This window comes from Streptomyces sp. NPDC048191 (assembly GCF_040652655.1).
In the GTDB taxonomy this organism is placed as follows: Bacteria; Actinomycetota; Actinomycetes; order Streptomycetales; family Streptomycetaceae; genus Streptomyces.
Window position 1 is genome coordinate 18,418 of sequence record NZ_JBEZMO010000032.1, and the last position, 18,857, is coordinate 37,274.

Consider the following 18,857-nt stretch of genomic DNA (forward strand, 5'->3'; position numbering starts at 1 on the left):
CTCGGCAGCATGGCGGCCGCCCCGGGGACTCCAAGATCCGCATCACGAAACGAGGAGCCCCACCATCATGACCGACCGCTCAACCTCTGTGCAGGGCCTGGCTCTGGCCGGCGCCCTGCTCGCCACCTGGGACGGCCTGCATCCACTGTTCGACCAGTGGGCCCAGGCGAGCAGGGACGCAGTGAACAAGGGCGCGCACGGCGACCACTTGGTCTACCGCGACGGAACGCCCGTGAGCAAGGAAGCCGAAAACGACGACCGCACCGGGCAGCGCACCATGACCGCCACCCGGCTGGGCTGGATCAGCGCAGCTCGACACGTTGCCGGATACTCCGTCGGCCAGCTCGCCGGAACCGTCGCAGTCACCCGGACCCTGGGTTACCGAGTCCCGGCCGGTGCCCTCCTCACGGGTGCCGGGATCAACGCCCTCACCCACCTGGTCATCGATAAACGCCAGCCCTTGCTGTGGCTGGCCGCCAAGGCCGGGAAGGGCGGCTACGTCGAGCACTGCACCGTCGTGCGCAAGGTCGACGAGGAGGGGAACGCGCGGTCCGAGGACTCCGGTCCCGGGACTGCGGCCTTTGAGCTCGACCAGGCGGCCCACCGCGCAATCGGCGTTGCCGCCGCCCTCGTTACCACCTGGATCACCCTCCGTGCCGTGAGGAAGGGGCAGCCGCGATGACCGATGAACTGTGGGATCTGATGCGCGAGACCACGGAGGTCCGTCGGCTGGCTGACGCGCTGCGCCAGAGTGACCTGGCCGGCACCACTACGCCTGACCAGGAACGCGAGTACCTTCTGCGCCGGGCGGCCGTCGACCAGCGCCACCTGGCCTTGTACCCAGCCGACGAGAAGGGGGCCGCGGAAGCCCAGCGGTCGGCCGTGATGCTCCGTGACCACGATGCCGTCCACGCGAGTCACCGGGGCGCCTTCCCGGCGTCCGCACCCCAGTGGGTGAGTCTCAACGGAGCCGCGGACTACGTCCGACAGGAAGCCGCCGCCGCCGGCATCGCCTGCTGATCCTCTGCTTTCCGACCACAGAGCGCCCCCCGTCAAAGGGGGGCGCTCTGTGCGTTAGGAACAGCCGTGCAAGCCGGATCGCCCTCAGCTTCGGCTAACAGGTGCGATACGGAACAGCCGTACGCCCGGCACACTTTGGCCAGCACGGCCACGGTCGGGCTGGTCACCTGTCGCTCGATCCGCGACAGCGTCGAGCGGCTGACCCCTGTGCGGGCCTCCAGGTCGTACACCGACCAGCCGTGCTTGATCCGCAGATCGCGAAGAGCGCTCGCCAGGGCGGCCTCGACACGCGCGACATCTTCGTCCGCCAGGCGACAGTGGCTGTCAGGGGTCGATGATGAGGGGCTGTCCGCCCTCGAACCGTCCGGACCAGTACCGGTCACTGCCGTCTCGTGCGGCGCGGATTGTGATGCCCAGTTGCTGGGAGACGTTGTTGCGGTCACGGGTGGCGAGGGCTCCCTGGACAGTGGCGGTGCGCTGCTCGGCATCCCAGTCGATGGCGCGGATCGTGGGTACACCGAGCCACACCAGGCGGCCGCGGACGTCGTCGGCCGTGACGGGCGCGGGGACGGCGGCGGCGCATCGGTCCCTCTGGCTGTTCGGGCAGTGGTTGGCAGCACAGGCCGCCGTGCCGTGGACGCGGTGGCTGTCGGGGCGCTGGAGGACGTGAGCCAGAGCGCAGGCGTTGGTCTGGAAGATGGGGTGATCGGGGTAGCGGCTCGGGAGCGAGGCCAGCAGCTCCCAGGTCTCGCGTGGCCATACGGCATCTGCCGATTCGAGCGGCAGCTCCTCAGCTCCGAGTTCTGGCCACAGCTGGGCCATCTGATCGCGAGCGCCTTGCTTCACCTTCAGGCCGACGGCGACGGAGCAGGCGGAGTAGCGGGCGGCCCAGTCCAGGACGTGAGTGATCGTCTTGGGGGCAGCGTTCGCCGGCATCAACGGGCGCCAGTAGTGGATGACGGGGATGCCGTGCTCGTGCAGGCGAGGGAAGTTCTCGCGAAGGGCCTGGTGGTCGATGCCGCGTTCGATGTCCGGGCCGAGGCCGGAGTAGCTGAGGTAGACGATCACAGGGGTGCCAGCCGCCCGCGCATCGAGGATGGCGTCGATGACGTCTTCGGTGACCGCGCACTTCGTGATCAGGCATACCGGGTTGCGGACTTCGCGGGCGGCGAGTTCGCCGAGAAGGCCGATGAGGTGGGCCCGGGTGCGGGGCGTGGAGAGAGCATCGGTGCAGGTGTAGAGGGCGAGGACTGCCTGCGGGTTGTAGTACGGGCTCGTCTTGAGTAGGTCGACCGTCCGGCTCGGGGTTGCCAGCTCCACCGGTTTGACGCGGGTCTGGCCGCGGTCGACCAGGTAGCAGTACCCGCACGCCTTGTTGCACCCCTGTATCGGGTTGACCCCGAGCCAGGTCTCATGCTGGTCGATCACCGGCTCCCAGATCCGCTGTGCGGGCGGGATCAACGTGAGTGTGCGCACGGGCTGCTCCTATGGACAGAGCCGGTGCCGCCCGCCCGGAAGCGGCGGGCGGCACCGGGGTCAGACGGGCTGCGTGGTGATGCGGGCGCCGATGGCGGTGAGCTTGGCAACGGGTTCTTCGTAGCCGCGTTCGAGGTAGCGCGTGCCGCTGATGGTGCTGGTGCCCTCGGCGACCAGAGCGGCGAGCACGTAGCCGAAGCCGGCCCGCAGGTCGGGGATGACCAGATCGGCGGCCTTGAGCGGGGCAGGACCGCTGATCTTGGCGGTGTGCACGAAGTCCCGGCGGTGCCAGCGGCACGCGGTGGCACCCAGGCACCGAGTGGTCAGCTCGATCTCGGCACCCATGGAGCGGCTGAGCTGCTCGGCGTAGCCGAATCGGTCCTCGTAGATGGTCTCGTGGACGACCGAGGTGCCCTCGGCCTGCGTGAGCAGGACGGTGATGGGCTGTTGCCAGTCCGTCATGAACCCCGGGTGGACGCCGGTTTCGATGTCGGTGGCGGTCAACGGCCGTGCTCGGAAGAACTCCAGACCGGTCTCGGTCTCGGTGAACTCGCCACCGATGTGGCGCAGGACGTTCAGGAAGGTGATCAGGTGGTCCTGGCGGGCACCGACCACCTCAACACGGCCGTCGGTGGCGACGGCCGCCGCCGCGAACGAGGCGATCTCGATGCGGTCGGGGACCGTGCGGTGCTCGATGCCCCTCAGCCCGGAAACGCCATTGACCACGATCGTGCGGTCAGTGTCGATCGTGATCAGCGCGCCCATCTTCTGGAGCATGAGGACCAAGTCCACGATCTCGGGTTCGACGGCCGCGTTGGAGATGACGGTGGTGCCCTTGGCGAGGACGGCCGCCAGCAACAGGTTCTCCGTGGCCCCGACCGACGGGAAGGGGAGGTGGACGTGCGCCCCCACGAGCCGGGTGGCGCTGACCTTGACCGACCGGGTGCCGTCCACGATGTCGGCACCCATCTGGCTCAGGCCGTTGAGGTGGAAGTCGATGGGCCGCTTGCCGATGGTGCAGCCACCGGGCAGCGGGACAACGGTCTCGCCGCGCCGGTGCAGCAAGGGGCCCATCATCAGGATCGGGATGCGGTTGACGCCGGAGTACATGGAGGACAGCGACGAGCTGGTCACCTCCGACGTGTGCACGCGCACGGTGTCCTCGTTGAGCCAGGTCACCTCTGTTCCCAGCTCTTCGAGCATGCCCAGGACGAGGTCGACCTCCAGGATGCGGGGCACCCCGTGCAGCACGCACGGCTCGTCGGTCAGGAGGGTGGCGACGAGCTGTTTGGTGACGGCGTTCTTCGCGCCTGACGCCTTCACCTTGCCGCGCAGTGGTACGCCGCCGGTGATGCGGTAGACGTGGCGGTCGGCTTCCATGGGTCGCTCCCGAAGAGTGACGTTATTCATGTAGCGATGTATCCCGTCCCGTGTTCTGAGTGTTTAGGCCGGGATTGTCGCTATCTGCTCTAGATCGAATCCCGTCCAGTGAGATACGACGATACTGGTGTGGTGTTGGTTGCGTCGCCGTAGGTCTGCCGCTCGTGGCGGTACACAGGGTTCGGGTAGACCACGCCACCGGTCAGCTGTGCCTGGTGCAGTGCGATGCGCGCGGTCTCCTCCAGGCGCAGCATCAGGTCGACGGTCTCCTCCAGGTGCCGGCCGACGGTGAAGGCGCCGTGCCGGTAGAGGGTGAAGGCGAGTCCGTGGCGTTCCAGCTCGTCGGCGCGCGGCGCGATGAGGTGCTCCAGCTGCGGCCGGTACTCCAACAGGTTGACGGCCGCGACCTCCGGCCGCTGGACCATGCCCTGGGGCAGGTCGAGTGCCACGGGGTCGGCGAGGAATTTCGCCTTCACCATGCTGTCGTCGGCGTGCAGACAGGGGATTTGGCCGAAGGTGTCGGCGCGGTTGGTGACACTGGGCACTGGCACGCCGAGCGAGGCGAAGGCCAGGGTGTAGGGGGCGTGGGTGTGGACGAGGGCACCGGCGCGGGGCAGCATCCGGTACAGGTCCAGGTGGACCGGGGTGCCGGATGCCCCGAGCCCGCCGGTCTGCTCCACGATCTTCCCGTCGGGGTCGAGGACGATGAAGTCCCGCAGGCTCAGCTTCCAGCGGTCGAAAGCGAGCCGCGTGGCCGACATCAGGATGTTCCCGTCGTCCAGGCGCATGGACACGGCGCCGCCGGCCGGGTTGAGCAGCTCCCAGTCGCGCAGATCCTCGATGGCGCTGACCAGGTGCCTGCGTTCGGTCTCGTACTTCATCATCGGTTGCCTCCCAAGGGGGTGTTCGCGTGTTCGGGGCCTTGTACGCGGGCGTCGGGGGGAATCCACGCGGTGGCGACGGTGGCGTTCGCCTCCAGCAGCGAGCGGGCGCCCACGATGGCGCCGGGGCCGATCGAGACTCGTGAGCCGGCCCGGATGTGGTCGCCGATCACGGCTGACCACTTCGCCTCGCCGGTGCTCATCCGTCCGCCGCCGGGCAGGGCGAAGCTGATCGGCTTGTCCGGGCGCAGCATGTCGGTGTTGCTGATCAGGCAGGACGGGGTGAGCAGGTCTGCGGAGAAGTAGCAGTGCCGGCCGATGACGCAGCAGCCCACGGTGGCCCGGTGGGACAGGATGCTGTGCTCTCCGACCACGCTCCGGGAGATCTCGCATCCGTACCCGACGTGGACGTTGGAGGAGAGCACCGTGCGGCCGCGGACCGTCGAGAATTCGTGCACGCTCGTCCCTGGGCCGATCACCACGTCCTCGGCGACGTTTGCCAGCGGGGACACATAGGCGTCGGGGTGGATGCGCGGCCGGTCGCCGAGTGCGGCTCGCACCAGGTCGTACACGGCGCCGGAGATGTCGCCGACAGACGCGATGGGCTGTTCGTCCAGGACGCCCACGCCCAAGTCCTTCAGGAAGGGGTCGTCGGATAAGCGCAGCACATCTCCCAGGAGGGGGCCGGTGCCGCTCACTGCGCCGCCACCAGCGGGCGGGCAAGGGGACGCTGACCGATGACCAGGCTCAGGTACTGGGCGGCGCAGCGCCCCGGCGTGTACCAGCCTTCCGCCAGGGCACGGGCGGCTTTGCCCATCGCGGCGAGCATGGGCCGGTCGAGCAGCGCTTCGGTGAGCGCTTCCACCAGGTCGCCGGGGTCATCGGGGTTGTAGACGATGCCGGTCAGCCCGTCGATGACGAGTTCGGGGCTGGCTCCGGCCGCGGGGACCAGGGAGGGCACCGCAGCGCCGGCGGCGTCGATGACCGCACGGCCGAAGCCCTCTTGGGTGCTCGCGGTCGCCAGCAGGTCGTACTCGGCGAGCCGCTGGGGCAGCTGGTCGGTGTATCCCATGAACCGCACGGGTGCGGCGAGCTCTTGCACCAGGTGCGCCAGCTCGCCTTGGTGGGACCCGGGTTCTCCGAAGACGTCGAGGCGTACCGAGGTGGACAGGCGGGGGTCAGCGACGGCCCGCACGAGCTGGTCCACGCGCTTCCACGGCACGGTGCGGGCGACGGTGGCCACCAGGAGCCTGCCCGTTACGGGCCGGTTGTGGGGCGGGACGGTGGCCGGGATGGAGACACCGTTGTGGATCGTGGTGACGAACCGTGCCTGCGGGGCGTGCACGCGCAGGGAAGCCGAGGAAGCATCCGAGATGCCCACCCAGACGGGCAGGGGCCCCAGTAACTCCCACCAGAGGTCGCCGACCGTGTGCTCCACCATGACGCCGTCATAGGGGTCGATCACCCGAAGCGCCTGGTCGGCGTTGACAACATGCCGGACCACCGGGATGACCCGGGCGTCGGGTGCAATGACAACGTCAGCGGCGGCGGTCCGGTGGTTGGAGATCACCACCACCGGGCGGCCGTCGGTTGGCGCGCAGACGCTGGACAGTGTCGCCATGTACTCGCGCCAGCTGGTGACCTCGTAGACGCGGGCGGGGGCGCAGGTGCGGGCGGACGGGCCGCCTTGGCGCCACCACACCACATCGACGCTGGGTACCAGCCGGGCCAGGTTGCCAGCCAGCTCGATGACGGAGTTCTCTGCTCCGCCGCGGGCGGTGGTGGCCCATGTGAGGACGACGTGCGGAACCATGGGGGTGCCTCCTTCAGGGAAGCGGCCAAAGGGGGTGACGGAAGCGCCTGGTGCTGGCCACAAGGGCACCAGCAGTCAGGCCCGCGCGGTGATCAGCTGTCAGGGCGTGCACGTGACATGCAGGTTCTGCATGTGTGGTTTGGTGCTGCTCGGCGCCCAGGATCACCCTGGTCTCCGGAGCGCCGAGCAGGTCAGAGAGCGGCTGCGGCGAAGTGCACCACTGTGCAGCGGCGTAGTTCGCGCACAACCTGGCGAGCCACAACGAACGGCAGGTCGGGGCTGTCGAACAGCACCAGGGCGTCTTCGGTCGGGAGGCCGGGTTCGCCGGGGCGGGGGTGAAGCGTGCCTCGGACGCCGATCAGCTCTGCTTCCTTCACCCGCAGCAGGACATGACCGTCGCGCAGCCGAGGGCAGAGCTTGGGGGCCCGATCGGCGTCAACGGTGCACACGGGCGGCACGGCGGTGCGTAGCCCCTCCCAACCGTTGCCAGGCATGTCGTCGTCAGGCAACGGCAGCAGCCACAGCATCCCTTCCGATGTGCGGTCGGCTGGCCCCCGGCAAACGGAACACCAGTGGTTCTCCATGGCGTCCCGCTGGCGCTCCGGGTGCAAGTCCGCGGCGTACGCAGGAAGTCCGCTACACGATCCGATTCGCGGCTCCCACAGGACCCCATCGATATCCCGTTGCGCGGCATCCTGCTCAGCGTCCTCGTACGAGACCCCGTATGGCCCGACCACGATGGTTGTGGGTGGCATGACCTCACCGGTGTAGGGGATCACGTATGGGGCTATGGGGCTGGTCGTCACGTCTCCCCCGAGCATCAGGCGGATTGGAGTAACTGCGGTGGTGCGCGCCCTGCTGCCGGGCCCAGGGGGAAGGCGCCGGCAGCAGGGGGCGGTGAGCCCGTGTTCCTGGCGCCGTGGGGGAACGAACCGCCTGGAACACGGGTGTCTACGGGGCAGTAGCGCCGAGCCGTGAGGCCAGCGCCGCATGCGGGGCGGGCTGAGGCCGAAACCGGTCGAGATGCTCGCGCAGCGCCCTGGTGGGAACGAGTCGGTCACTTGCCGAGGGCCTCAGCCAGTACGCGCCGGGCGGCATGCGGTGGTTCAGGTGAGGCAGCGTGATCGTGTGAGGGGTACCGATGCATACGCCGAAGCTGTGGTGTGGCCACGCGGCCGAGGAGCCTGGTGGGACCAGCCAGTACAGCCACCCGGCATCAGGGTCGTGGATCACTGGTCCGCATCCGCCCTGGACCTGGTCGAGCATGTCGGCCACAGCGAAGCCCTCAGCACCGCCGCCGCTCACAACGACGTCAAAGAGCCTGCCCCCGAGTCGTACGCGGGTGTCTCTGCCCTGTTCGACATCGAGCAAGGCCCGGATGACATCCGCGAGATCCTTCATGTCCTGCGCGGGCTGCTGGGCACTGCCTCCGCGATCGATCAGCTCGCGCATCATGGTGGCCGCAGACGGCTGAGCGGCGGTCACGGCTCGACCTCGCCCGGCGTCATCACGGCACGCACCGTCTTGCCTTGTCCGTCCGGCCGGAGGAACCAGCTGACCTCAGCTCGGCGCCTGCTCTGCGCCATCCACAGACCCGTCCCTGCCTCGGCGTCCTGCGCATCGGCGAAGTGGGGGAACTTCGGGTTGGGGTCCTCGACGTCGATGATGAGTTCGGATCTCTCGGTCACTGCCAGCCGGACGGTAATCGGCTCTCCGGAAGTGTCCCCTTCGACGCCGTAGGCGAGAGCGTTGTCCACGAGGCAAGTGAGCACTTCCACCGCGGCGTGCTGGTCCCCGTGCCAGCCGAGGAAGAGCAGAGCTGTGGGGGCAGCTGTTCGTACCCGGCGGATGGCGATCGGCTCGGCGGGGAGGCCGATTCTGCGGTATTCGCGTAAGACCGGTGCGGTTGCAGCGGTGGGTTGCATGGGGTCGTCGGGTCCTTTTCGGAGGGAGAGAGAGCACCAGGTCGTGGTGCCGTCGGGGCTGACGCCCCAGGCATCGGCCATGGCGTCGACGATGAACAGGCCGCGGCCGTTCTCGTCGTACGGAGTGGCATGGCGGAGTTCGGGCACTGCGGGGGAGCCGTCCCGGACCTCGATCAGAAGCTGGTCGTCGCGCAGAGAGAGGCGGTAGCCCACATCGGGACCTGTGCCGTGTCGGAGAGCGTTGGTGAGCAGCTCCGTGGTCAGCAGTTCCACCGTCTCGGCGAGATCGGCTCGGCGCCAATACTTGAGCGCGGCGCGAACGATGCGGCGGAGCCGGGCCGGCCATGCGGCATCCGCCTCGGTGAGTCGGTCGGGGGTAGAGGCCGGGTCACGTTTGATGGAGACCTCGGTGCCGGCGGCCAAGGCACGGTGACTGACGGTCGTCCGCGTGTGCACCGCAGTCGATGTCATGCCAGTCCTCCGGATCTGTTGGGGGGAGCCGCGCCCACACGGCCTCGCTGGAAGGGACAGCCACCTGTGCGGCACGGCCCACGAGCACGGTCGCGCCTGGCCATTGCCCGGAAGTGGTGACTCCGATCAGCGCGCTCAACTACCGTGCTGCATGTGCGATTTACTGTGCAAGGGCAATGGCGCGAGCACTCAAATTGGCAAATGCCCAAACACAGGCAGGGGGTTGTTCAACGGGATACAGGGGGTGGCACACTCAGGGACACGACCCGCAACGACACCGGACACAGGGCACGCTGAGCACCGACAGGGCTGGGGAAAGGGTTACGCAGTGGCAGCAAAGCGCGGGGCGACCTTCCGACGCAGGGAGCTGGGCAAGGAGCTGCGGAAGCTCCGAGAGAAGAAGGGCGAGACGCTTCAGGAGGTAGCCAAGGCTCTGGGCTTCTCCCACACGAAGCTCGCCCGGGTGGAGATCGGCGAGAACGACCTGCCGCGCGTGGGCGACTTGGAGAAGCTGATTGATCACCTCGACCCGGATCTTCCGAAGGAAGACCTTGAGACCCTGCTCCAGCTTCACCGTGAATCTCTGAGCAAGGAGCCGTGGACGCCCTACAAGGCGTACATGCCGTCAAAGATGCCGACCTTCCGCGGGCTGGAAGAGGACGCCGCGGCAATGCGCGCCTGGCAGCCCGCTTTCGTGTACGGCCCGCTCCAGACGGCGGGCTACGCGCGGGCGCTGTACCAGATCGCCAAGCCGGTGGAGGAGACGACGACCGAGTACATCGAGCAGAACGTCAGGCTGCGCCTGGAGCGGAAAGAGCTGATCACTCGTTCGGAAGACCCACTGGAGCTGCGCGTGATCATGGACGAGGCGGCTGTCCGGCGGATGGTCGGCGGCCCCGAGGTAATGCGTGCCCAGTACCAGGAGATTGTGGAGCTGAGCGAACTGGACAACGTGACCATCCAGATCCTGCCGCACGACGTCGTGACGTACCGCTCGGAAAGCAACTTCACGGTGCTCGACTTCTCCGAAACCCTTGACCCTGTCGTGCAGGTCGACATGCCCAACACGATCAGCGTCACCGACGAGCGGCAGGAGGTTCAACGCAATGTTCGCCGCTTCGACGCTATGCGCGACAGCGCCCTGCCCCCGGCTCGAACGGCCGGGTTCCTGGAACAACTAGCACGGGAGTGGAAGTAGCCATCAATACCAAGATCACGGCCCCTGATGTGGCCCCTGAGTCCGCCTGGTTCAAGTCCTCGTACAGCAACGACACAGGCGGCAACTGCATCGAGATCGCTGATCGGACCACCGAGGTCGGTATCCGCGACTCGAAGAAGAAGACTGGCCCCGCGCTCGTCGTGCCGGCCACCGCCTGGTCCTCGTTCATCAGCCTGGTGCGCTCCGGCGACGTCGACTTCGGTGTAGTCGACCAGTAGCGTCACCGGCGTTACTCGAAAACATGGCGGCCCCCCTCAGACACGGTGAGGGGGGCCGCCATCGTCTTTCTACCCATCACCCCGTTCAACGGGGGACAGCACGTAGCACAGTGTAGAGCCAGCACAACTCAGTTGTTCGAGGCTCGCGCCGTTCTGCCCTCTCGTATGCAGATTCTGCACGCGTACTCGACGCAAGCGGGCAGGTCTCCGTACGGTTGAGGACCCCCGGTTCTCTGACCGCGCGGGAGGGCGTTGATGCTCGCCACCGAGTTAGGTATCTGGACCTCTCCCGAGGCGCGTGAGCTGGTCGCGCGCCGTGAGCCGGGCGGGCTAATTCGTCTCGGCCGACGTCACCGGCGGTGGCGGCAAGGAGACTTGGGCGACCGGATCGGATGCTCGGCCTCGACCGTCTCACGATTGGAGGCGAGCAAGCGGGTTACGGACGTGACGCTCCTACGGGCCGCAGCTGCCGCGGTCGGCGTTCCCTCATCCATCCTTGCGGCAGCCTGTGGTTTCACCACCTCGGTGATGGCCGCCCCCACTAGAGTGGCGCCGGACGCTTCGCGTGACGCCGAGGAGGACCCGATGCGCCGCCGAACTCTGCTCGCCGCCGCGGGGACGGCCGTGCCCGCCTCTCTGCTCCTGGGTATTGATGACGCACTCGCTGGCACTCCTGGCCCTTCCCGGAACGCTGCACAGCCTGATGCCTGGCTCGCGCGTGCACGCCGTATGTTCGACGCCGGGCAGCACACGGCCCTGCTGCGTGCTCTACCCGGCCTCCTTGGGGATGCGCATCACGCCGCCCGCTCCCGTTCGGACCTCGATCACGCCCGTCTTTCCGCCTGCTACACCCTGGCCACGCAAGTCCTGGTGAAGATCGGCCGGTACGACCGCGCGCGGATCACCGCTGACCGTGCCACGACGTACGCCTCCCTGTCGGGCTCACCGCTTGCCACCGCAGCAGCCGCGCGTGAACTCGCCATCGTCCTCCGCCACCAGGAGCAGGCCCCTGCCGCGCAGCGCCTCATCCTGAACGCGGCCGCCGACGTGGAGGCCACCGGACTGCACACCGACGCCCAGGCCGCGGCGTACGCACAGATGCTGTGCACCACGTCCTACACGGCGGCGCGTGCCGGCGATCGTGGACAGGCGCTTGCGATGATCGAGGAGGCGCGGCGCGCGGCCCGCCGCCTGCCGCCCTTCCCGCCCGACGCACGCCTGTTCCGCATCTCACCCGCTGCTGTCGACCTGTACGCAGTCGGCGTGCACTGGGCCCTGGGGGACGCCGGTGCGGCGTTGGAAGCCGGCCGCGACCTACGCGCCGACCTGTTCCCCACGGCCGAGCGTAAAAGCCGCATGCACACAGACCTTGCACGAGCCTGGTGGCAGTGGGGCAAGCCCGAGCAGACAGCCCGCGAACTCCTCGCTGCGATGCGAGTCAGCCCCGGCGAGGTGCGCGACCGACCGGCCATCCGCGCGGTCGTCAGCGAACTGTCCTCGCGACACCCCCTGACGTCCGGCGTCCGAGAACTCACCCTCGCCCTCGCTCAATGACCTGCGACAGCGGAAGGGGCCCGACGGTCGCCGTCGGGCCCCTTCCCCGTTTCGCTGTCTTGCCGAGCTGCCTGCCTTACGCGAGCGCCGCCTCCTTCTCCTCGTTGCTCGTGTCGGCTCCCCCTCCGCGCTGATGCCCGATGCCGGGCGCCCCCTGGCCCTGGCGCTGCCGGGATTCGTCCGCGCTGCTCGTACGGCCGTCCGCAGGTCCGTGGTCGGGTACGGGTTCAGGAGTCCTCTGCGGTGCCGCGGCCGCAGCACGCCGGGCCTGTTCCATCTCCTCCGCGATCTGCCGCAGCTCGGGGAGGAGTTGTTTCACCGCCGTACGGACCGCCCCCTCGGCCAGGATGCCTTCCTGCTTGCCGTTCTTGAGTCCCTTCCCGGCCGCCTTCCCCAACTGCATGTTCGCCCGGTAAGCGGCCCCGTTGCTGACCTGAGAGTTGTCGTCCAGCACGCGAAGGTCCCCGGCCTGGATCTGCGCCACCAGGGCGTCGCGGAGCTGGTCCTTCTTCGGCTTGTTCGCGGATACCTGGGACGACGGCACCGGTTCCGGCTGGGCGGGGGCCTGCGGAGTCGGGCCCGTCGCTGTCGGCTGTGCGGCGGCCGCGGTACCTATCGGACCGGTTGCGGCGGCCGGGGCGGGTGCGGGCGCCGTGACGGGACGCGGCACCGGCGCCGTCGCCACCTGCGGAGCAGGTGCCGGCGCGGCGGCCGCGGCCGGTTGCCGGGCCGGAGCGACGCCCGCGGACGCCTGAGATGGCTCCAGCGGCTGCGGCACAGTCGTAGCGTGCTCCGCCTCGGGGAGGGGCTTCCTGGAGCCCGGGGCGCGGACGTACTGCAAGGTGCTGTGCAGGTCCTCGCGCCACTTCTTCCACATCTGCCACGGGTAGCCGACGAACGGCACCCACAGGAGCAGGCTGTAGCCCCGCTCGACGTTCTTCTTGACCTTCCGCTTCGGGTACTTGCCGAGGACCAGCTGCTCGACCTTCTTGAGCAGGGTCTCCAGGAACACCGCGTACACCAGCGGCGGGATGACCGCGACGAGCCGGCCGCCGACCGAGGCTGACGGGGCGTGCAGCAGGTTCATCGTCGCGGAGGCCACGATGAACGCGACCAGGTAGAAGCGGGTCAGCTGGCTGGACCGGGCTGTCAGTGCCTCAAACAGCCGTAGCAGCGACAGGCCGAGCGCGCCCGCGTCCAGGAGGAGAGCGAAGCCGGTCGCTGCGGACCAGGAGCCCCCGTTGCGGTCGAAGGCGTACGACTTCTGTGCGCCGAAGGAAAGCCAGGCCGCAATCCCGGCGATGCAGAAGATGATGACGAAGGCAACCGAGAGGCTGATGACGGCCAGGCGCCGGCGCCAGGTCTTGCGCCGCTCCTCAGCTAGCCGCTCGCGGTCCTCGGACGACATCTTGTCCTGCTCACGACTGCGGCGTGAGCGCAGGACTAGCGCCACGATGCCCAGGACGCACAGCGCGGCGAATCCGATCCCGGCTGGGAGTGCCAGCTTGTCGACGCTCATCAGTGCGATTCCTTCCCCCAGGATGAGGCCGCGCCTACGAGCCTGCTGGGCCTGCGGCTGACGGCCGTCGCCGCCTGGTGACGCATGGACTCTCCGATCATCGGTTCTGGGACTCGGGCGCCCCAACAGTAGAAGATCGCACCGTCAGCCCCCTCCCTACGTCATCCTCGCTCAGCCCCCTCGTCACGGCTGCACCGTTTTTGGCGTACCGGCAAGGCCGAGAGAGACCAACCGCAAAGACAACGGCGGACCTGTATCGCGCGATACAGGTCCGCCGGCCGCGCGAGTTGTATCGCGCGATACAGGTCTGGGTCTCAGACGGCTGGGTCTTCCCCTAGCTCAGCCAGGATGGCCTTGGCGACGAGCCGCGCGATCTCGGGCTGAGCGCGAGTGGCCTCGCGAACCTTGGCCTCGTCAAAAGTGCCCGGTGCTGCCTGAAAGCGAAGCACCGGCGCATGCGTACGACCGGGCTCCTCGTCGCTCTCGGGTTTCAACTCAACAGCCAAGCCGAGTTGGTCACGCACCCGGGCGAGGTTGGTCGCGCTGGTGTCTCCTGTAGCGTCTGCCGCCTCCCAGAGTTCGCGCACCTTGCTCTTGCCGTGCTGGGTGAGGACGGGAGAGAGCACGTCGATCTGGCGAACGCCAAGAGGGCCGGTCTCCAGACCCTTCAGCGCCTCCATGAGGGGCTCGACCTTGAGCATCCGAAAGGCGTGCTGACGGGAAACCTTGACCGCCCGCAGCCAGGCGGACCACGAGCGGCAAGGCTTGCCTGTGGCGGGGTCAACGATGTGCCGCCATGAGTCGGTGCGATGCGCTAGACGGACTGCTGGCCCTGCATAGTGGAAGTACGCCTCCAGTGAGCGCTGCTCCATCGCTTCCCGGAGGGTTAGCGCAGCGTGGAGGCGCTTCTCGCAAGCCGTGATGATCTCAGCCGGCTTCCCGGTTTCGGGGAGCTCCGCCAGTAGGACCGATTGGATGGCCGCAGGAAGTCCCTCGCTCACCGCCGTCGGGACCGCGGGTGCTACTTCCTGGCTGGCGTCGTCGGTGGACTCTGCGGCTGTCTCGGTGCGGGCATCTTCCTGTTCCTGGTCCCCACCGTCTTCACGCTCGGACCCCTCAGACCGCGTTGAATCGGTGGCGTTGACTGCGGAGGCGGAGGGGTCACCGTGCGGACGGGGCAGATTCAAGAAGCCAAAGACGTCCTCACCGTTTGAAGCGGTGCCGTTAAATGCCTCCTCCAGCTCCCCCTTCTCCTCGGTTGAAGTGGCGTCAGTGTTCGCGGGGGTCATGCAGCGGTCTCCAATCGCTCCCTCATGCGCTTCAGGAGCGCGGTCGTCAGCTTGTCGTGGGCCGAAGCGAGGTTGCTGATGGTGTCCTCGAACTTCTTGTCCTCAGCCCGCTTCAGTGCTTCCAACTCCCACACCGAAAGCCCCAGATCGCGGGCGAGCTTCGCTGTCTTGGAGGACGCGTGAATGGTCTCTCCGAAGACGTGCGTACTGGCTCCCAGGAGGTGCCGCGCTTCCTTGACGACTTCCTTGTGGATGCTGGAAGACCCGTTGGGTGACCCGAAGTGCACGACGCCGAGCAGCTCCAGGAGCTGGTTGACCTGCTTGGCGGCCTTGAAGGCGTCGGAGACGTCGTTGAGTGCGTCCTTCAGGCTGCACACGTCCATCTTCACTGGGGTGACGAGCCAGCGAGAAGCGCACAGGCACAGCATCAGTACGTTGGGGTTCTCCGGCGGCGCGTCGATCCAGACGACGCCGTACTGCGAGAGGAGGGGTTGCAGGCATGTGGCGAGTCGACAGAAGGCTGCATACATGCCCTCCGTCTGCGCGATCTCCAGGACCAGCGTGTTGATCTGCCGAAGTTCCTTGCCACCCAGTACCACGTCCAGGTTGGGGCGCACGTTTTTGACGGGCACGAGGGGAGTCCCCTCGCGAAGCGCTTTGTAGAACGCATCGCCCTTGTCGCCCTCCTCCATGCCGAACTCGCGGCGGAGGTTGCCCTGGCCGTTCGCGTCGATCGCCAGAGTCGGAACCCCATTGGCTGCGGTCTTGGTGGCATTGTTGCCGGTCAGCGTGGTCTTGCCGACGCCGCCCTTACCGCTCGCGAAGCACGTCACATGGCTGAAGAGGGTGTAGTCGATGCCGAGAGCCTCGGCCGACATGGGCATGATGGTCACGATGGTGCCCTTCGGACGTGCGGCGAACGAGTCGCTCGCATTCTGCCAGTCAAGTGATTATTGGAGGCGGAGGCGAGCCCAGCAGACCGGAGCTTGACCAACCTCCCACGAAGCGCGAAGGAGGCCCCGCAGTGGGAGCCTCCTTCGAGGTCTAGCTGGCCGCAGTTGGCGGCTCTGGGTTCCAGTCGGGGAAACCCTGGGCGGAAGCGGAGGCCGTCGCAACCGGGGCGAGGAACTCGGTTGCCTCCAGGAACCGGCGGCCGGCCTCATCGTTGTCGGCTGAGCGGTCCAGTAGACGAGTTCGGACCAGGCGTGTCGCAGAGATGACGTCGTACGCAGCCACGCGGTGCAGCTCGACATCCTTCGGCTGGGTGGCCAGCCTCTCCGCGAGTACCCCGATGATCGCCTGTCGGTGGCTCCAGGCAGCCAAGGCCGCTTGATACTCCGGACTCTGCTCGCCGTACTGCCGGGCGCGGCTCAGGAGAGCGGCGCACTGCCTTACGTCTTCGCGGACACGCTCAGCGATGGCGCCGGGAGAGTCGGGCAGTCTCACGGCAGTGCCTCCGTCTCGATGTCCGGGTACAGGGCGCGCAGCCGCTCGGGCTCGCCCGTGATCACCGGCCACTGCCGGGCGGCCGCGAGGTAGGCAACGTGGCCGGCCGTGGTGCTGGCTCCGCTGTCGACGTTCGCGCGCAGGATGCCCGCTCCGCGCGCGTCCGCCTCGTCCAGCGGGGCGACGGTGAGGAGAGGGAACTGGACGATGGTCGACAGTGCGTGAGAGGCGTCGGCCTTGAGGTCGGCGTACGCATCGGACAGGGCGGTCGTCGGCACGAGGAGTGGAATGACTCGCTGATGGGCGACCGACAGGAGAGCCTGCATGTAGAAGCTTCCGCGGGCGGCGGCCGTCAGCGCCGTGGTGTCGAGGATGCGGCCGCCGATCACGCGGCGCTGCTCTCTCCGGTGCTGGTGCCGACGCCGAGTGCCTTGGCGGCCCACTCAAGGTGCTCGGTGCCGGGACGCTTGCCGGGGAAGAGGCGTGCGAGCACGGCGTCCACCTCGGCGGCCTCCTGCTCACGCTGGAGCAGGGTCTGGATGTGCCCGGAGACGCTCGGGATCTCGCCCGCGGTCTCCCGTGCCTTGAGCTGGTCGAGCACTTCCTGTGGGAGCGTGATCGCGGTCTTCGCCTTCGGCGGGGTCTTCTCGGTCATACCAGAGTCATACCGCATCTGTGTCTGGCGCGCGAGGCATTCGGCGAAGTCGTTGGCTGGAGCCAACGGAGCCCGATACGCTCACCTTCGCTGTTGGCTGCAACCAACAAAGGGAGTTCCGTTGGCGTACGACGTCGACATGTTCGCCGATGAGGTCGAGCAGCTCGCCCGGCAGGCCGACCAGGCCGAGGGAGCCGAGCGCGTCGAGCTCCTGGCCCGCGCGGCCAACCTCGCAATAGACCCCCTGCGCCGCATCCAGCTGCTGATGCAGACCGCAGACGCTGCGGGCCGCGCCGCCCACCAGGCCGCAGGCGCGGCCCGGCGAGGCGAGAACCGGCCCGGGAACGAGCCCGCGACGTACGAGCAGATCGGCGCCGCGGCTGGCTTGAGCCGGGATGTGGCCTATCGGCAGCACACGCACGGAGCCGCACTCGCGTGGCCGGCGAAACGGCGCGGCGTGCACAACGGGCGCACGGTGGCGCAGAGCGAGGCGCCTCTGGACGGTGCGGCGGGGGACATGAGGGAAGGGGTGGGCGTATGAACGAGGACGACATCGCGCGGGGGGTGGCCCGCGGACTGCACGAGCATGAACGGCGCCGGGCCGAGGGGAACGCGCGCTCGCTGCTGGCGGGTCTGGCCATCCTGGCCGCCATGCTCCTCTTCTTCATCTGGTTGGTGACGTACGCATGACCGAGCCCTTCGAGGTGCACCTCATCCTCATCAACGGCTAGCCCGACCCGTCGACGTGCGCCTGTCCCCCGCGCCGTCGGCTTCGGCGTTGAGACGGTGCACGAACCGAGGCCCGGACCAGCACATGGTCCGGGCCTCGCTCTATGCCTGCCGCGTCCTACCGGTCGCGCTCCGCACCTGCCGCCGGCCTGTCGGTGGTCAGCTCCTCCTCCACCCGGTGGAGGACCCGCTCCCATGCCTGGGCGGAGAGCCCAGCCCCTGGAGCCCCGCGCGCCCGCAGTGCTCGCGCGATGAGTTGAAGCTGCTCCGCGACGTCCATGCCCGTGACCCTTCCTGCGGGGAGACTGCTGTCACTTAGGAAGGCCGCTCACGGACGGGACGATGGTGCACTTCCTCCGTGCGGCTTCAGTCGGCGGTGGCCGGGTCCACCAGCGCGGCCGCCACCTCCAGGGCCTGCCTGGCCCGTTCGGTGGTCGCGGGCATCTCGCCGGTGCGCCTCGCGTGCGCGTAGGTCTCCCGCACGACGCCACGCACATACACCACGAGATTGGCCCGCTCGGAGGCGTCCCGCCGGTCGTCGACGACATCGGCGAGCTCGGTCCACCAGAAATCGTCATCCGGGTCGCTCAGGATCTCGCCGGACTCGAAGTGCTCCAGCAGGGCCCGCGCGGCGGCATCCATCGCCGGATACCGGGCGTCCTCCGCCCGCTCGCGTTCGCGCCGCTCCAGCTCCTCCTGGACGGCGCGGGCCTCGATGATCCGGGCCACGTGCGGCTGCCGCCGGTCCTCGGGCCGGCCGAGCACGGCCACCTTCAGGCTCGCGTGCCGGTTGAAGGCGCTGGACGGGTTCGGCTCGCCGTCCGCGTTGATGTACTGGAGGGCCAGGGCCACCTGGTCCCACTGCACCCCGGCACTGCGGGCGTCGTCGAGCGCCCGGAGCTGAAGCGGGTCAGCCTGCTGCCGCAGCCACTCGGCCAGCGTGATCCGCAGGAGCGCCGCCCGCTGGTACGCCTCCCCCTCCAGGCGGTCTGCGTACGCCTGGGCGAAGTGCAGCACGCCGTGGGTCTCGCCGTCGCCCGGCCACCGCTCCAGATACCCCTGGTCACCTCGGCGCTCCGCGCGGGCGTGCAGCTCGTACAGCTGCCCCGCGAGCACCCGAGGGTCGACCCCTTGCAGCCGTCGCGCCGGGCGGCGCTCCCGCGTCGCCTTCGGCGCCGCCTTCTTCGTTGCCCTGCGACCCATGACCCCCTCGCTCCTACCGCCGCCACCGTACCGAGATGGCCCCCAGCGGGCCCGGCCGG

Annotated in this window: 24 protein-coding genes; 7 read left to right on the forward strand and 17 right to left on the reverse strand. The window is 68.5% G+C overall.

What is annotated here, in order from left to right; all coding sequences use genetic code 11:
- Nucleotides 1-67: 67 nt before the first annotated feature.
- Nucleotides 68-682 (forward strand): hypothetical protein, encoded by a 615-nt coding sequence (locus AB0D93_RS34320; RefSeq protein WP_362128161.1) that lies wholly within the window; start codon nucleotides 68-70, stop codon nucleotides 680-682.
- Nucleotides 679-1,020: a hypothetical protein gene (locus tag AB0D93_RS34325; RefSeq protein ID WP_362128164.1), complete on the forward strand. Its 342-nt coding sequence runs from the start codon at nucleotides 679-681 to the stop codon at nucleotides 1,018-1,020. The genes AB0D93_RS34320 and AB0D93_RS34325 overlap by 4 nt, the downstream gene beginning before the upstream one ends.
- Nucleotides 1,021-1,052: 32 nt before the next feature.
- Here the strand turns inward: AB0D93_RS34325 and AB0D93_RS34330 are convergent, their stop codons facing one another.
- The 9 genes from AB0D93_RS34330 to AB0D93_RS34370 all read right to left on the reverse strand — a co-directional run bounded on the left by AB0D93_RS34330 (nucleotide 1,053) and on the right by AB0D93_RS34370 (nucleotide 8,966).
- Entirely contained in the window at nucleotides 1,053-1,463 is a 411-nt protein-coding gene (locus tag AB0D93_RS34330; RefSeq protein WP_362128167.1) for a helix-turn-helix transcriptional regulator, read from the reverse strand.
- A complete protein-coding gene (locus AB0D93_RS34335; protein WP_362128169.1) occupies nucleotides 1,345-2,496 on the reverse strand; it encodes a radical SAM protein in 1,152 nt (383 codons plus the stop codon). The genes AB0D93_RS34330 and AB0D93_RS34335 overlap by 119 nt, the downstream gene beginning before the upstream one ends.
- Nucleotides 2,497-2,556: 60 nt before the next feature.
- On the reverse strand, nucleotides 2,557-3,876 hold the full coding sequence (gene murA, locus AB0D93_RS34340; protein WP_362128172.1) for a UDP-N-acetylglucosamine 1-carboxyvinyltransferase: 1,320 nt from the start codon (nucleotides 3,874-3,876) through the stop codon (nucleotides 2,557-2,559).
- An 89-nt stretch (nucleotides 3,877-3,965) separates the two neighbouring features.
- A complete protein-coding gene (locus tag AB0D93_RS34345) occupies nucleotides 3,966-4,760 on the reverse strand; it encodes a class II aldolase/adducin family protein (RefSeq protein WP_362128175.1) in 795 nt (264 codons plus the stop codon).
- Nucleotides 4,757-5,425, reverse strand: coding sequence for a hypothetical protein (locus AB0D93_RS34350; protein WP_362128178.1), 669 nt, complete (start codon nucleotides 5,423-5,425; stop codon nucleotides 4,757-4,759). The genes AB0D93_RS34345 and AB0D93_RS34350 overlap by 4 nt, the downstream gene beginning before the upstream one ends.
- Nucleotides 5,426-5,451: 26 nt before the next feature.
- Nucleotides 5,452-6,570, reverse strand: a complete 1,119-nt coding sequence (locus tag AB0D93_RS34355; protein ID WP_362128182.1) for a glycosyltransferase family 4 protein — start codon at nucleotides 6,568-6,570, stop codon at nucleotides 5,452-5,454.
- Nucleotides 6,571-6,761: 191 nt separating this feature from the next.
- The gene (locus tag AB0D93_RS34360) at nucleotides 6,762-7,097 is read right to left on the reverse strand and encodes a hypothetical protein (RefSeq protein WP_362128184.1); all 336 of its coding nucleotides are present in this window, start codon (nucleotides 7,095-7,097) and stop codon (nucleotides 6,762-6,764) included.
- Nucleotides 7,098-7,521: 424 nt separating this feature from the next.
- The gene (locus AB0D93_RS34365; RefSeq protein ID WP_362128187.1) at nucleotides 7,522-8,055 is read right to left on the reverse strand and encodes a hypothetical protein; all 534 of its coding nucleotides are present in this window, start codon (nucleotides 8,053-8,055) and stop codon (nucleotides 7,522-7,524) included.
- Entirely contained in the window at nucleotides 8,052-8,966 is a 915-nt protein-coding gene (locus AB0D93_RS34370; RefSeq protein WP_362128190.1) for an ATP-binding protein, read from the reverse strand. The genes AB0D93_RS34365 and AB0D93_RS34370 overlap by 4 nt, the downstream gene beginning before the upstream one ends.
- Nucleotides 8,967-9,294: 328 nt before the next feature.
- Between AB0D93_RS34370 and AB0D93_RS34375 the strand changes: the two genes are divergently transcribed.
- The 3 genes from AB0D93_RS34375 to AB0D93_RS34385 all read left to right on the forward strand — a co-directional run bounded on the left by AB0D93_RS34375 (nucleotide 9,295) and on the right by AB0D93_RS34385 (nucleotide 11,957).
- A complete protein-coding gene (locus tag AB0D93_RS34375; protein ID WP_362128192.1) occupies nucleotides 9,295-10,164 on the forward strand; it encodes a helix-turn-helix transcriptional regulator in 870 nt (289 codons plus the stop codon).
- A 29-nt stretch (nucleotides 10,165-10,193) separates the two neighbouring features.
- Nucleotides 10,194-10,403 carry a DUF397 domain-containing protein gene (locus AB0D93_RS34380; protein ID WP_362128195.1) on the forward strand — a complete coding sequence of 70 codons (210 nt, stop codon included), beginning with the start codon at nucleotides 10,194-10,196 and terminating at the stop codon, nucleotides 10,401-10,403.
- A 255-nt stretch (nucleotides 10,404-10,658) separates the two neighbouring features.
- Nucleotides 10,659-11,957 carry a helix-turn-helix transcriptional regulator gene (locus AB0D93_RS34385; RefSeq protein WP_362128198.1) on the forward strand — a complete coding sequence of 433 codons (1,299 nt, stop codon included), beginning with the start codon at nucleotides 10,659-10,661 and terminating at the stop codon, nucleotides 11,955-11,957.
- Between the two features lie 76 nt (nucleotides 11,958-12,033).
- Here the strand turns inward: AB0D93_RS34385 and AB0D93_RS34390 are convergent, their stop codons facing one another.
- The 6 genes from AB0D93_RS34390 to AB0D93_RS34415 all read right to left on the reverse strand — a co-directional run bounded on the left by AB0D93_RS34390 (nucleotide 12,034) and on the right by AB0D93_RS34415 (nucleotide 16,866).
- Nucleotides 12,034-13,476 carry a DUF2637 domain-containing protein gene (locus AB0D93_RS34390; protein ID WP_362128201.1) on the reverse strand — a complete coding sequence of 481 codons (1,443 nt, stop codon included), beginning with the start codon at nucleotides 13,474-13,476 and terminating at the stop codon, nucleotides 12,034-12,036.
- Nucleotides 13,477-13,790: 314 nt separating this feature from the next.
- Complete coding sequence (locus AB0D93_RS34395) at nucleotides 13,791-14,765, reverse strand: hypothetical protein (RefSeq protein ID WP_362128204.1); 975 nt, start codon at nucleotides 14,763-14,765, stop codon at nucleotides 13,791-13,793.
- On the reverse strand, nucleotides 14,762-15,649 hold the full coding sequence (locus AB0D93_RS34400; protein ID WP_362128419.1) for an AAA family ATPase: 888 nt from the start codon (nucleotides 15,647-15,649) through the stop codon (nucleotides 14,762-14,764). Before AB0D93_RS34400 ends, AB0D93_RS34395 begins: the two co-directional genes overlap by 4 nt.
- Before the next feature lie 160 nt (nucleotides 15,650-15,809).
- Nucleotides 15,810-16,211: a hypothetical protein gene (locus tag AB0D93_RS34405; RefSeq protein ID WP_362128207.1), complete on the reverse strand. Its 402-nt coding sequence runs from the start codon at nucleotides 16,209-16,211 to the stop codon at nucleotides 15,810-15,812.
- Nucleotides 16,208-16,600: a hypothetical protein gene (locus AB0D93_RS34410; RefSeq protein WP_362128210.1), complete on the reverse strand. Its 393-nt coding sequence runs from the start codon at nucleotides 16,598-16,600 to the stop codon at nucleotides 16,208-16,210. Before AB0D93_RS34410 ends, AB0D93_RS34405 begins: the two co-directional genes overlap by 4 nt.
- A complete protein-coding gene (locus AB0D93_RS34415) occupies nucleotides 16,597-16,866 on the reverse strand; it encodes a hypothetical protein (protein WP_362128213.1) in 270 nt (89 codons plus the stop codon). Before AB0D93_RS34415 ends, AB0D93_RS34410 begins: the two co-directional genes overlap by 4 nt.
- A gap of 121 nt (nucleotides 16,867-16,987) precedes the next feature.
- Here AB0D93_RS34415 and AB0D93_RS34420 point away from each other — a divergent pair, with 121 nt between their 5' ends.
- On the forward strand, nucleotides 16,988-17,407 hold the full coding sequence (locus AB0D93_RS34420) for a hypothetical protein (RefSeq protein WP_362128215.1): 420 nt from the start codon (nucleotides 16,988-16,990) through the stop codon (nucleotides 17,405-17,407).
- Nucleotides 17,404-17,556, forward strand: coding sequence for a hypothetical protein (locus tag AB0D93_RS34425; RefSeq protein WP_362128218.1), 153 nt, complete (start codon nucleotides 17,404-17,406; stop codon nucleotides 17,554-17,556). Before AB0D93_RS34420 ends, AB0D93_RS34425 begins: the two co-directional genes overlap by 4 nt.
- Nucleotides 17,557-17,713: 157 nt before the next feature.
- Here the strand turns inward: AB0D93_RS34425 and AB0D93_RS34430 are convergent, their stop codons facing one another.
- Both AB0D93_RS34430 and AB0D93_RS34435 read right to left on the reverse strand, forming a co-directional pair.
- Nucleotides 17,714-17,875 carry a hypothetical protein gene (locus tag AB0D93_RS34430; protein WP_362128222.1) on the reverse strand — a complete coding sequence of 54 codons (162 nt, stop codon included), beginning with the start codon at nucleotides 17,873-17,875 and terminating at the stop codon, nucleotides 17,714-17,716.
- A gap of 86 nt (nucleotides 17,876-17,961) precedes the next feature.
- Nucleotides 17,962-18,798 carry a hypothetical protein gene (locus tag AB0D93_RS34435; RefSeq protein WP_362128225.1) on the reverse strand — a complete coding sequence of 279 codons (837 nt, stop codon included), beginning with the start codon at nucleotides 18,796-18,798 and terminating at the stop codon, nucleotides 17,962-17,964.
- Nucleotides 18,799-18,857: the final 59 nt, after the last annotated feature.